At 44.0% G+C, this 13,104-nt stretch carries 16 protein-coding genes and 1 tRNA gene; 13 read left to right on the top strand and 4 right to left on the bottom strand.

Annotated features, from left to right (window positions below):
* Window positions 1-40 precede the first annotated feature (40 nt).
* The 4 genes from FHS24_RS10710 to FHS24_RS10695 form a co-directional block, all read right to left on the bottom strand.
* A complete protein-coding gene (locus tag FHS24_RS10710) occupies window positions 41-730 on the bottom strand; it encodes a Maf family protein (RefSeq protein WP_183621132.1) in 690 nt (229 codons plus the stop codon).
* A 63-nt stretch (window positions 731-793) separates the two neighbouring features.
* Window positions 794-1,279: a rod shape-determining protein MreD gene (gene mreD / locus FHS24_RS10705; protein ID WP_183621131.1), complete on the bottom strand. Its 486-nt coding sequence runs from the start codon at window positions 1,277-1,279 to the stop codon at window positions 794-796.
* A 172-nt stretch (window positions 1,280-1,451) separates the two neighbouring features.
* The gene (gene mreC, locus FHS24_RS10700; RefSeq protein ID WP_183621130.1) at window positions 1,452-2,312 is read right to left on the bottom strand and encodes a rod shape-determining protein MreC; all 861 of its coding nucleotides are present in this window, start codon (window positions 2,310-2,312) and stop codon (window positions 1,452-1,454) included.
* 391 nt (window positions 2,313-2,703) lie between these two features.
* Window positions 2,704-3,741: a rod shape-determining protein gene (locus tag FHS24_RS10695; RefSeq protein ID WP_201599047.1), complete on the bottom strand. Its 1,038-nt coding sequence runs from the start codon at window positions 3,739-3,741 to the stop codon at window positions 2,704-2,706.
* 813 nt (window positions 3,742-4,554) lie between these two features.
* Between FHS24_RS10695 and gatC the strand changes: the two genes are divergently transcribed.
* From gatC to FHS24_RS10630, 13 genes are all read left to right on the top strand, one after another.
* Entirely contained in the window at window positions 4,555-4,869 is a 315-nt protein-coding gene (gene gatC, locus FHS24_RS10690) for an Asp-tRNA(Asn)/Glu-tRNA(Gln) amidotransferase subunit GatC (RefSeq protein WP_183621128.1), read from the top strand.
* 69 nt (window positions 4,870-4,938) lie between these two features.
* Window positions 4,939-6,441 carry an Asp-tRNA(Asn)/Glu-tRNA(Gln) amidotransferase subunit GatA gene (gatA, locus tag FHS24_RS10685; protein WP_183621127.1) on the top strand — a complete coding sequence of 501 codons (1,503 nt, stop codon included), beginning with the start codon at window positions 4,939-4,941 and terminating at the stop codon, window positions 6,439-6,441.
* A complete protein-coding gene (gene gatB / locus FHS24_RS10680; protein ID WP_183621126.1) occupies window positions 6,441-7,967 on the top strand; it encodes an Asp-tRNA(Asn)/Glu-tRNA(Gln) amidotransferase subunit GatB in 1,527 nt (508 codons plus the stop codon). Before gatA ends, gatB begins: the two co-directional genes overlap by 1 nt.
* Window positions 7,968-8,081: 114 nt before the next feature.
* Window positions 8,082-8,158 (top strand) — tRNA-Pro (locus tag FHS24_RS10675).
* Between the two features lie 163 nt (window positions 8,159-8,321).
* Window positions 8,322-9,563 (top strand): tyrosine-type recombinase/integrase, encoded by a 1,242-nt coding sequence (locus tag FHS24_RS10670; RefSeq protein WP_183621125.1) that lies wholly within the window; start codon window positions 8,322-8,324, stop codon window positions 9,561-9,563.
* Window positions 9,564-9,681: 118 nt separating this feature from the next.
* Window positions 9,682-10,605: a hypothetical protein gene (locus tag FHS24_RS10665; protein WP_183621124.1), complete on the top strand. Its 924-nt coding sequence runs from the start codon at window positions 9,682-9,684 to the stop codon at window positions 10,603-10,605.
* A gap of 125 nt (window positions 10,606-10,730) precedes the next feature.
* Complete coding sequence (locus FHS24_RS10660) at window positions 10,731-11,027, top strand: helix-turn-helix transcriptional regulator (RefSeq protein ID WP_227671800.1); 297 nt, start codon at window positions 10,731-10,733, stop codon at window positions 11,025-11,027.
* Window positions 11,028-11,030: 3 nt separating this feature from the next.
* Window positions 11,031-11,321 carry a helix-turn-helix domain-containing protein gene (locus FHS24_RS10655; RefSeq protein ID WP_183621123.1) on the top strand — a complete coding sequence of 97 codons (291 nt, stop codon included), beginning with the start codon at window positions 11,031-11,033 and terminating at the stop codon, window positions 11,319-11,321.
* Window positions 11,318-11,596: a hypothetical protein gene (locus tag FHS24_RS10650; RefSeq protein ID WP_221185062.1), complete on the top strand. Its 279-nt coding sequence runs from the start codon at window positions 11,318-11,320 to the stop codon at window positions 11,594-11,596. The genes FHS24_RS10655 and FHS24_RS10650 overlap by 4 nt, the downstream gene beginning before the upstream one ends.
* Entirely contained in the window at window positions 11,589-11,840 is a 252-nt protein-coding gene (locus FHS24_RS10645) for a hypothetical protein (RefSeq protein ID WP_183621122.1), read from the top strand. Before FHS24_RS10650 ends, FHS24_RS10645 begins: the two co-directional genes overlap by 8 nt.
* A complete protein-coding gene (locus FHS24_RS10640; protein ID WP_183621121.1) occupies window positions 11,833-12,108 on the top strand; it encodes a hypothetical protein in 276 nt (91 codons plus the stop codon). Before FHS24_RS10645 ends, FHS24_RS10640 begins: the two co-directional genes overlap by 8 nt.
* Window positions 12,095-12,628, top strand: coding sequence for a hypothetical protein (locus FHS24_RS10635; RefSeq protein WP_183621120.1), 534 nt, complete (start codon window positions 12,095-12,097; stop codon window positions 12,626-12,628). The genes FHS24_RS10640 and FHS24_RS10635 overlap by 14 nt, the downstream gene beginning before the upstream one ends.
* A complete protein-coding gene (locus FHS24_RS10630; protein WP_183621119.1) occupies window positions 12,621-13,025 on the top strand; it encodes a hypothetical protein in 405 nt (134 codons plus the stop codon). The genes FHS24_RS10635 and FHS24_RS10630 overlap by 8 nt, the downstream gene beginning before the upstream one ends.
* The last annotated feature ends 79 nt before the right edge of the window (window positions 13,026-13,104 follow it).

The raw sequence follows: 13,104 nt of genomic DNA, 5'->3' as shown, positions 1-13,104 counted from the left end.
ATCTACTTTTAGCGAATTGACAGCCTCAGCTTTATCCTTTTTATACCTCTTTTACTTGTATGTCATTTACTTGCATGTCATTGATAAGCGCCAATGTCTGTGCAAGCGGCAAACCAACCACATTGGTATAGCTGCCATTGATACGACTAACCCATGCTGCGCCTAAACCTTGAATACCGTAACCACCCGCTTTATCAGCAGGCTCACCGCTGTCCCAGTAATTACTCATCATCTCTGCGGTGAGCGCTATAAAGGTCACTTCGGTACGTTCAGTGATTTGTAGCTGATTAACGACTTGCAATACTGGATTATGATTTGGGCTGCTAGCCTTCTCAGAGGATAATGATACATGGGTTGCTTGCACCGCTGTCCAGACTTCATGGACATTATCAGACATCTGCTGCCACATGCGATAAGCGTCTTCACGGTTAGACGGTTTAACCAGCACTGTCGTGCCATCTGCTAGGACACCGATGGTATCAGCGGTTAAAATAATAATAGATTCAGGTAAATCAGCTTGATTGTTTTTTAATTTTTCATTTAATGCTTTATTGATTTGTTCGACTGCGGCATCTGCCTTGGTAGCGACCATACGTTCAATATACGCTTTGGGCGCTTCATCAATATGGGGCGTCTCATCAATATCAACGCTCATGACCGTAAAGTCCAGTTGCGCTCTGGTTAACAGCTCATGACGGCGCGGTGAGCCAGACGCTAAAATGAGTTTCATCGCTATTCTCTTATTTTATAAATTTATGACTTTTTATTGTTGTAGACTAATAAACATTTAAAATCAGCGCGCAAATTTGCGTAATATAAATAGGACCAATGGCCAGCTTATAATACTCATCAATAGAGATAAGGCTGATTGGGCGACAAAGGTATCTTGGATATACATCTGTAATATCCACAAAGCGACTTGGAAGATGACCAATCCTAGGCTAGCGATTAGCCACGCACTAATGGTATTTAGCTGTCTGATATAGATACTAGTGATTTTTATCACCATTGCTACCATCACAGCAGCAAAAGCTTGCTGACCTAAATGTGTGTCCATCAATAAATCAGCGATGATGCCAATGATAAAGGCGCCAAAAACTCCAACATAACGCGGTTGAAACAGTAACCAAAAAATCAGCACCATCATCATAACCATCGGGCGCAATATTGCCATGCTCGGGCTTAACGGATAAACACTGAGCGATGAGGCGACAATAAAGCTCAGGGCAATCACGGCAAGCAACAGCCCAGTTGCGTTGTCAGAATCAGGATATGCCATGAATACTTACCTTTAGCGAGTGTTTAGCGGCTGCTATTTAACGATTAATCTAGCATTGAGAGAAATAAAGTGGCAATTGATGGTTAATAATACCTTTGGATATTATCTATATATGCATGCACGCTATGTATTATGACAAGCTATGCTTGCTGATGAATAAACTATCAAGCTATTAATTTTCACTGATGTCCGCATTGCGTTTATTGACCAGCTTGTCCTGTAATACCAATACATACGCATTGTCGATAAAGTTTGCCGCTGGCGTGACTTCAATGCTTCTAAAGTTGTCCGCTTGCGTGTCTTCGATATGAGCAATGCGGCCCACTCGATAACCTGCCGGTATACGCCCGCCCAATCCTGATGACACCAGCTCATCGCCGACGCGCACATCAGAGGTTTTAAAGACGTAATTGAGACGTAAAGAGGTCGGTATACCTTCACCGGTGACGATAGCGCGCTGTCCTGTACGCTTGACCGTTACGGCAACTGACTGCTGCTCATCGGTAATCAGTAATAAGCGGCTGGTATTAGGATAGACATTGATAATCTGACCTAAAACACCGTCTTCATCAATGACCGTTTGACCCACTTGCACGCCATCTTGCTCGCCTTTATTGAGCACCACGATTTGCCTGAGCAGATTGGTATCAGTGCCAATCACTTGAGCTAAGTTCAAATCAAACTGTTCAGGGCGCGTGGTCGATAGGATACCTTGCAGGCGGGCATTTTGTGCCAAGATATAATCTTGCTGCTGCAGCTTAGCTTGGGCATGGATTAGTTGCGATTTTAGCTGCATGTTTTCGCGGCGTAGCGCTTCTTTAGATTGTAGACTACCGCTTGACCAATGTTTTGCATAGCTTGGTAATAACGACAGCTCATAAATGGGCTGCATGGCGGCATGGGTGGTCGTACGTATGGGATTGAACCATTCTGGATTTTTGCTATCAAACCACATCAATATCAGCGCCACTATCAATACAATAGCAGTCTTACGAAGCGCTAGCGGTTGGCGAGCAAAAATACTTGGAATCATAGTTGGTCTAATCTAGAGGTTTTAATGTGAGCAATAATTGCTACTCGACATAACAGTAACAAATATCAAGATATAAAATATGACCCTATCAAAATTTTGTACCTAGCATCTCATCGATAGCAATGATAAATGCTATAAACCAGTGACCAAAATGACCAAGAAAGTGATATCTCGCTGCTACTTAATTTTTAGCATGGGTTTTGGCATAGGTTAATGTTATTAAAGGCAACCTGATTGGCTACCTTTAATAGAATAAAACGAATAAGAAAAAACGGTTGTTATGATAAAGTGCTCACGCAATGTCATGCTAGCATTCATTAAGCAGAGCAAATACAGCCATGCTCAATTACCAACTATATAAACAGTACTAACTATGGTTAACATTAGCTATTTAGACAAAAATCATATTTAGGCTTTTGTTATTGATAAAATCAAGCGCAATACCACCGCCACGGCTGACGCAAGTTAATGGGTCTTCAGCAACAGTGACAGGTAGACCCGTCTCTTTTGAAATCAGCTTATCTAAACCTCTTAATAACGCACCGCCGCCCGTTAAGACAATACCACGCTCTGCGATATCTGATGACAGCTCAGGTGGTGTTTGCTCGAGTGCAGTTTTCACCGCGCTGACGATACCGCTTAATGGATCGCTAAGGGCTTTTTGTACTTCTTCTGAATTGACCGTAAAGGTTTTTGGTACGCCTTCTGCCATACTACGACCACGAACTTCAACTTCTAGCTGGCTGTCTTCATTTAATGCAGAGCCAACTTCTTGTTTGATACGCTCAGCAGTCGTTTCACCAATCACGCAACCATGGGTACGGCGTACATGAGTGATAATCGCCTCATCAAACATATCGCCACCGATACGAATCGACTCCGCATAGACGCAACCTGACAAGGCGATAACAGCAATCTCAGTGGTACCACCACCGATATCAACGACCATCGAACCACTGGCTTCATGAACCGGCATGCCAGCACCAATTGCTGCCGCCATAGGCTCTTCTAGCAACAATACTTTGCTTGCGCCTGCTGATGAGACCGCTTCGCGAATCGCTTTACGCTCAACGAGAGTTGATTTGCAAGGAACACAAACCACCACGTTAGGCTGTGCCATAAAACGCTTGGCTCTTACCTTAGTGATAAAATGCTTCAGCATTTTTTGCGTCACTTCAAAATCCGCAATCACGCCGTCTTTTAACGGGCGAATCGCCGTAATGTTGGCAGGCGTACGACCTAGCATTTGCTTGGCATCAATACCAACGGCAGCAACGGTAGGGTTCTGGGTACGATTACTTCGTAGCGCAACCACCGTAGGCTCGTCGAGCACCACGCCTTTACCAGGGATAAAAATAAGGGTGTTCGCAGTACCGAGGTCGATTGCGATATTATTTGATAAAAATCCAAACAGGTTCATGACTAATATATCCAGCGTCTTACAAATGAGGCGAATGAGGCGAACGAAATTGACTGAGGGTTTACTCGTCAGTGTTGAGCAGGTCGTCGTTAGACATGACCTGTGGCGAGAGTTTATCATCGCAACAAGTCAAACCGAAGCCATAATGATGAAATGCAAAAACTGAGCTAAATTATACCGATTTAGCTCAAAAAAAACACAGATATTTGCATCAGTACGCTAGGATTTTGCTCTTAAGCGCTAAAAGTTGTTACAAAGTTTGAAATGGCGGACAATACCACTCCATTATCTGAAACATCATTTAATTCATTAACTAACAAGGCGCTACAGCCATGTGACATTTCTGCTGAGTGTTTTACTTATTAATTTGCTTAGCAGTGGGTGCATACTGTAACGTATTTCATAACCAAATGGTGAGTAATTGATAATCAATCCATAACTATCCGGTCAATTTTGCAAATATGGCTACTTTAATAGAGAAAGTCTATTAAAAAAACGGTTACGTGCTTACCAATAGCAGCGCCTAGTAACAGCTATGCTTGATAACAGCAACGTCTGATAAAACCAGCGAGCAAAACAGAAAAAGGAATGAAGCATAAAGCCCACTAAAGCATAGATAATAATGCAGCAATCAAAGCCATGCTCTGTAATCTTGGCTGAGATGCTTTATAATAAGAACACTCTCTATAAAACATACAGATAGAGCCTGTGTTTTAATATTTTTTAACCTGTTTTAGTATGTTTTAACGATTATCTGTCTGAAGACTGACCCTTTTTAGTCATACCCTACTCTAATAAAAACTGTCCTTAACTGGAGAAATCATGTCACAGCCAACCCCAGCGACTGAAAATACTGTCAGCCGTCAAGAAATCTTAGAAGTTGCCCGCCTTGCGCGCTTAGGTGTCGACGAAGACACCGCCAGCAGCTACGCCGATGATATCACCAAAGTACTAAAGCTAATGCAAACGCTTGGCAATGTAGACACCACCGATATCAAACCTTTGTCAAACATTCATGAAGTTTGCCAAGATTTACGCGCGGACGTCGCCAAACACGATATCAATCGCGAGCGCAATCAATCTATGGCGCCTGCTGTTGAAGCGGGTCTATACCTTGTGCCACAAGTGATTGAATAATAACTCTAAAATTTTTTACCTTTACTTTATCCTATTTACTGCTATTCACATTTTGACGGACGACACCTTATGTCTGAACTTCACCTCTTAAGTACCCAGCAGCTTATTACGGGCTTGCAAGACAAACAATTTAGCAGCCTTGAGCTGACTGAACACTATATTAAGCGCATCGATGCGCTCGACAGTAAGATTAACAGTTTTATAACCCATACCTCTGAAACGGCGCGCGCGCAAGCACAAGCGGCGGATGAGATGCGTGCCCAAGGTGATAAGCGTCCTTTGCTTGGCGTACCGATGGCGCACAAAGATATTTTTTGTACCCAAGGCGTATTGACGACTTGTGGCTCAAAAATGCTGCATAACTTTATTTCACCTTATGACGCAACTATCGTCACCAATATCGATAAAGCGGGCATGATTAGCCTTGGTAAGCTCAACATGGATGAGTTTGCGATGGGCTCGGATAATGAGAGCTCGCATTATGGCGCGGTACACAATCCTTGGAATCTAGCGCACGTCCCCGGTGGCTCATCGGGTGGTAGTGCTGCTGCCGTCGCTGCAGGCTTTGTTCCTGTTGCTACTGCTAGTGATACGGGTGGCTCTATTCGTCAGCCTGCGTCATTTTGTGGTTTAACAGGTATCAAACCAACTTATGGTCGTATCTCGCGCTTCGGTATGATTGCTTATGCGTCAAGTCTTGACCAAGCAGGTAGCATGGGTCGCAGCGCGATGGACTGTGCCTATCTATTGCAACCAATGATTGGTCATGATCCACGCGATGCCACTTCTATCAAATACGATATGCCAGATTATGTCCAAGATTTGAATGCTGCGGTAACGGCTGCTGGTGATAATGCGAAACCATTAGAAGGCTTACGTATTGGCGTGGCAAAAGAGTACTTTACCAGCGGACTTAATACGGAAGTTGAGCAAACGGTACGTGCAGCGCTCAAACAATATGAAGCGCTTGGTGCAACGATTGTAGAGGTCAATATTACTGACCCTGAGATTACCCTTGCCACTTATTATATGCTCGCACCAGCGGAAGCATCATCGAACCTATCACGCTTTGACGGCGTGCGTTTTGGTTATCGCTGTGAAAACCCAACCGACCTTCTCGACTTATATACGCGCTCACGCTCAGAAGGCTTTGGCCCTGAAGTACAACGTCGTATTTTGACCGGTACTTATGCGCTATCTGCTGGTTACTTTGATGCTTATTACACCAAGGCACAAAAAGTGCGTCGTCTAATCGTGAAAGACTTTGAAGACGCCTTTGCTAACTGTGATGTCATCGCCAGTCCAACCGCGCCAACCGCTGCTTATAAACTTGGTGAAGATCTTGACCCTGCGACAATGTACTTGGGTGACGTATATACCATCGGTGTCAACTTAGCTGGTCTACCTGCGCTTAGTCAGCCTGTTGGTTTAACCTCAAACGGTTTACCAATTGGTTTACAATTGATTGGTCAATATTGGCAAGAGAGCAAGCTGCTCTCTACCGCGCATCTATTCCAGCAGCATACAGACCACCATTTGCAACACTCTACCATCGCGAAGGAGACGGTATAATGAACACAGCAACTACTACTGATAATGCCGCGCATCAAGAAATAGTCCGCAAAGAGCTGTTCGTAGATGGCTATGAAGTCGTCATCGGTATTGAGATTCACTGCCAGCTGAATACGGAAAGTAAAATATTCTCTAGCGCGCCCACTGACTTTGGTCATGAGCCAAACAGCCAAGCCAGTATTGTAGACTTAGGTCTGCCTGGTGTCTTACCAGTGCTAAATGCTGGTGTGGTCGATCGTGCCTTAAAATTCGGTATCGGCGTCCATGCTGAGCTAGGATTATTCAACACTTTTGATCGTAAAAACTACTTCTACCCTGATTTACCAAAAGGCTATCAAATTACCCAAATGGCCAATCCTATCGTTGGCAAGGGTTATATTGATGTCGTGGTCAATGAGGGCGAGAAAAACGAATATCCAAAACGTATGGGCATCACCCGCGCACATTTAGAAGAAGATGCTGGTAAATCAGTGCACGATGCCGTCGATGGCATGACGGGCGTTGATTTGAACCGTGCTGGTACACCATTAATCGAAATCGTCTCTGAGCCTGATATGCGCTCAGCTCATGAAGCTCTTGCTTATATCAAAGCCATTCATCAGTTGGTCACTTGGCTTGGTATTTCAGATGCCATCATGGCAGAAGGCTCATTCCGCTGTGATTGTAACGTCTCTATCCGTAAGCCTGGTGCAGAGCTGGGTACGCGTACTGAGCTGAAGAACTTAAACTCATTCCGCTTTATCGAGCGTGCCATCAATCGCGAAATCGAGCGTCAAATTGATATCTTAGAAGACGGTGGCAAGGTCGTGCAAGCAACGATGCTTTATGATCCAGAGCGCGATGAAACTCGTGTTATGCGTACCAAAGAAGACGCCAACGACTATCGCTACTTCCCTGATCCTGACTTGCTACCTGTGCGTATCGAACAGCATACGGTTGATAGCATTCGTGCAGCTATGCCTGAGCTACCGGTTGCCCGTCGTGCGCGTTTTGAAGAGGCGCTTGGTCTTTCAGAATATGATGCTCGTATCTTGACTGGTAGCCGTCAAATTGCGAATTACTTTGAGGCTGTAGTCGCAGAAGTTGGGCAGGCAGATGCCAAAATGGCAGCTAACTGGGTGATGGGCGATCTACTCGGTGCGCTGAATAAAGATGACAAAGAAATTACTGACTCTCCTATCAGCGCCAAGCAATTGGCTAGCATGCTAGCCCGTATTAAAGACGATACCTTATCTGGCAAATTGGCGAAGAAAGTCTTTAGCTCCTTATATGAGCGCGAAGGTGGCGATGCTGATGACGCAGCAGATAAAATCATCGAGGAAAAAGGACTTAAGCAAGAGACCGATACCGGCGCTATCAAAGCCATCGTCGAAGACGTCATCGCAAAAAACCAAGCGATGGTCGAAGAGTATCGCGGCGGTAAAGAAAAAGCCTTTAACGGTCTGGTCGGTCAAGTAATGAAAGCCAGCCGCGGTAGTGCTAATCCCCAGCAAGTAAACCAGATCCTAAAAGAGTTACTGGGTTAAGGTTAACTGCTCATTGGTTATGCTGACTATGATAAATAAAATACCATTGTAGATTTTGGCTAAAATAAATAGCCCTTGCAATATGCATAATTTTGCGTAAAATAGTCAGTCATTCGGGGCGTAGCGCAGTCTGGTAGCGCACTACACTGGGGGTGTAGTGGTCGCAGGTTCAAATCCTGCCGTTCCGACCAAACATAGATTTAGGGCAGACCGTCATTGACCGTCTGCCCTTTATTTTGGGCGTTTTTCAGGTTTTCACTACCTTATAGGTGTATGGCGTTCCATATAGAATGTTGGTATTATTGTTGGTATCGAAGTATTTTTACCTCGACAATACCAACAAAGGATAGACCCATGCCCCTAACCCATACAGGTATCAACAAGCTACAGCCTAGTAACACCTCTATTGCTACAAAACGACCTGATAAACATAGCGATGGTAACGGGCTGCAACTATGGGTTCGTTATACGGGCGTTAAGTCATGGATCAGCGCATACCGTTGGCAAGGCAAACAGCAAACCCTTACTATTGGCACTTATCCAATAATGAGCCTACAAAATGCACGCCAGCGCAATATTGAGATTAAAAGATTAATAGCTGATGGTGTGAACCCTAAAGACGATAAGAAAAAGACACAAGCCGACAATGACGGATCAAGGGCATTTGATACGATAGCCCAGCGTTGGCATGATGACCGCAAAGCGCATATAGCCCCTACTACCTATAGCCGTGATTATTCACAGTACCAACGCGATATTAAGCCCTTTATTGGTCACATGAACATAGAGGACATAACCGCGCCTGATATTTTGGCTATTGGCAAATCTATCGAAGCAAGGGGCGCAGCTGATATGGCAAGGCGTGCAATACGTCAAACAGGGCAAATCTTTAAACAAGCAATACGTGAGGGCTTAACTAATCTCAACCCAGCCAACGACCTAACCGAAGCATTAAAACCGCATAAGGTGAAGCACCATAGCCGTATCACTAGCCAGCAACTACCTAAACTACTTCAAGATATTAATGCCTATGATGGTGATCTACTGGTGAAGCTTGGCTTATGGTTTCTATGCTATACGTTTGTAAGAACGCAAGAACTACGCTTTATGGAATGGAGCGAGATAGACTACAAAGCCAAAATATGGCGCATACCAGCCGACAAGATGAAAATGGATAGACCGCATTTAGTACCATTAGCACCGCAAACAATGGCAATCTTAGAGCAAATCAAGGCGTTAGGTTTTTCGGATCAATACGTTTTCTTTAATACCTCAACCCGTAAGCCGTACAGTATGAACGCTTTTATCACTGCCCTATGGCGCATGGGTTATAAGGGTAGAATGACGGGGCACGGCTTTAGAGGGCTTGCCAGCACTACCCTACATGAACAGGAATTTATGCACGAAGCTATAGAGCTACAGCTGGCACATGAAAAAGAAAACAAGATAAGCAAAGCATACAACGGGGCGCAGCATTTACCTTACAGAACTAAGATGATGAATGAATGGGCAAAATTTATTGATGATGCCTATGCTGGCAAGATTGATAACTTGATACGTGCAGACTTCAAACAACAAGCACAAAAGCATGGCTAACGTCATGCTATAACGACCATGCAAGGCTAGGACTAATTACCCGAACGGCGGCTATTCACACCCTTAAGCTGTCAGTGCCTTGCACCTACTTTGATTTAAGGGTGTAGGGGTGTGATTTGTGGGAATTATTTACGAAGCGATAAGAAAAGCAGAAGATGAAGAACTGTCTTGGGAAACAGAGGACGATGACAAGTTTATTAGCTTCCACTTGTTTATAGAGTTGCTAGAACTTTATGCTGATGATAGAAAGCAACTGATAATCCAATATTTAATCAATGACGATGAATTTTTAAAGCTAGATTTTTACCGTTATGACTATATGGCAGTAGATGAAAATGGAGCAGAAGTAGATATATTGTGTAGTATTAACGAAGGGACTAGTAGAGAATTTATAGAGTCTTTAGACCATGTTCCTACCTATGTCCGTCATAGTTATGATGCCTATAGCAACGATGACCCGAGCTTTTACCCAACTGAAGAATTCTTAGAGCGATTGCTAGAAGATGACATAGATGATTCTTTTAACGATAAGTGCTGGAAGATAGAGGACATACTAGAATTAGATTGTATGCAGCACATAGGCTTAGATAGGCATTCATATAGAGAATGTGAGAAAGCATTAACGATAGACGCTCGCACAACTCTTAGTTATATAAAAGAAAGACAGCAATTCAAAGAGAAACTAAAAATAGAACAGCAAAAGACAGCTAGAAGTCAGAATATTGACCTTGATATATATGATAGTGCTATTGAAGAGTTGAAGAAAAAGGAAGCTGAAGTAAAAGGTTTACTAGAAAAAATAAGAAATTTAGAAAGTAAGTCTTTATCAAGTGAAGATGAGCCAATGCACCCTAGAACAGCTAATAATGCTAGTAAAATAATATCAGCACTTACTAGTGAGCTGTTAAACATAGACTTAACACAACCTTATGCGATTGATAGTAATGGGAGAATACAGAAAGCTATTGAGAAACAAGGTAATACCATGAGTAAAGACGTTATTGCTTACTGGTTAAAACTTGCCCATGAAAATAGTATTTAATTCTAATTAGCTTCTAGTTAGAACTCTTAACTATCTAACTAGAACTATCGAACAACCCCACCACATACCATAGAGCCATGTTGAAAGCCGTAGAACACCTTTACGGCTAACATGGAGATATGAAAATGACACAGCAACAAGCCACCCAAAACGCGCCAGTAATTCCTTTTACTGGTGACACCTCGCACGATACCGAACCAACCAACGCAAACAGTCCAGCTATGCAAATGCCTACTACTGGTATGGGCAGAGCAAAGGACATTTTGCCGTTCCTACCCTTTAGCAAAACCACCCTTTTTGAATGGTCAAAAGATGGACGTTTCCCAGCTGGCAAGAAGTTAAGCCCTACTATGACCGCATGGAGCTATGCAGACATTCACGAATGGCTTAATTCTCACACCTCAACCACTAGCGAGGTGTAACCCATGATGACTACAGCCAGCACCACCGCCCCAGTGACCAACCAGCCAGCGCCTAAGACACAGATTGATATTGTTAGAGCACACCTGATGACAGGGGCAACGATCACCACATGGGACGCATACCGCCTTTATCAAATCACATGCCTAGCGCAGCGCATACACGACCTAAGAACCGCAGGGCTAACCATTCAAAGTGAGATGGTCACGCACAATGACAAGCGTTTTTCAGTCTATTGGCTTGATGAGCAGACTTTACTTGAAAGCGAACTATCTAACAGCGAGGTGACACCATGAGCATAACCGAACCATTGGAAGTATTAGAGCCGCGACTGGTAGCAGTGGACACTTATACGCTGTGCCATGTGGACGACTACATACAAGACGTATCGAACGATTGTGAAAGCCTTGCTTATGCGCTGAACACCATCGAAACAACCGACCCAGCAAGTCAGGGCGTGATTGTGGCGATACGTTCCGCGCTACTGGCACACAGCGAACATGCCAGCAAAATGAGTGCTGACATCATGAGCGACCTAATCGCACAAGACGAGGTGAAAGTTAATGAGTAATCAAATATTAGTATCAGCCGACCACTTGGAAAGTATCAGTGAGCAGATAGTCTTATTGAATATTGATAACGGTCATCTAGCAATGGCATTACAAGCCGTGCAAGTAGATTGCGCGGTATCAGGTGGCGTTATCAATGCGGTCATCATGGCGCTATCAGGCAATGCCGCTACTACTGAGGACATAGCCGACCAGTTACACGGCATGTTGTCAGCGCCACAAGAGGAGGTAGCAGATCATGAGTAGTGACGATTTAATAAACGAAGTCATGGACGGGCTGAAAAGAGAGGGTATGTTAATGATACCTGATGACTTTATTGACCAGCTAATCATTACCTTACACGCCAATGTGACCATCATTAAAACCATGACAGAACTTGCAGAACTTGAAACCAAGATGTTAGGCAGCTTGTTACCTACAGGCAGCCGACAAGTGGAGTCGCTAAAAAACCTATCTATAAAAATAGCAGAAATAGCTTTCAACGTGGAGGACGTAAGAAATGACCAACGATAACAGAACCAGTCTAAAAGCCAGCCACGGGGCACACAATCGCAATGAGCCACATAAGCGTGGCTTACTACTTAGCTTTATCATCTTTATGGCATGGGTGATAGGTATTGGCTTGCTACTCTCACTGGTAGCTTGCCAGCCAGCACAAGCAAAACAGATTGCAACTGATGATAGCAGCGGTTACTATATAGACCTCTCAAAACACGCAAGCGGTAAGCCATACCGTTACTTATTGGCTTTTTTTATGCCTGATAATAGCGCAGCCTCTCAAGCTGTCCCTATCTATTCAAGCATAACCCCACAAGCACACTCGAGTGCAACAAGGGGGCAAACCATCATATCTATAGCAAATCACTTGCTAACCGACTATGACGGGTTGACGCTGCAAAATACAATAGCCGAAAGGCGAATATGCAGGGCGGTTGCTTGCGTGACCGAGAGTAAGACCCGTCACCCTATACTTTTACCGTATAGCGTGGCATTCACTCAAAAAACAACGCAAGGAGGGCATTATCATGCCTAATTCAATCCGCACGACCTCAAACACAAACACCCCTACACTATCTAATCAAACCCTTAATGGTTCGTATGATAACGGCGTGTCTATTGTGCAAAACAAACAGCGTAAGGTTATCGACTTAACCAGTGCTGATGATGACGAAGTTATTTTAATGCCGTCTATCATGCTATCGGATATTGCTTGTGACATTAACGGGGCTGCTACTGTCTTACATGATTTAGGGCAGTTATTAAACCTTGTCTATCAGCAAAAAGTAGAGCCAAGTACAGTTATAGCAATGGCGCGTCTGTCACAAGATGCCGCCGATACTTGGATTAATCTGCTTTATAGCCAACTGGACACTATCAACGAACCCTTAGCCCAAACTGGTTTTGGTAAGGTAGATGCTTGTGCCTACTAATAAGAGCTACCCACCAAAGCAAAGCCGCAAGCACGCCAAGCGCAAAAGCTACTATAAAAAATATAGAGCCACACGCCAG

This window comes from Psychrobacter luti (assembly GCF_014192115.1).
Lineage (GTDB): Bacteria > Pseudomonadota > Gammaproteobacteria > Pseudomonadales > Moraxellaceae > Psychrobacter > Psychrobacter luti.
The sequence above is the reverse complement of the archived record's forward strand: the minus strand, read 5'-3'. Positions and strand labels throughout refer to the sequence as shown.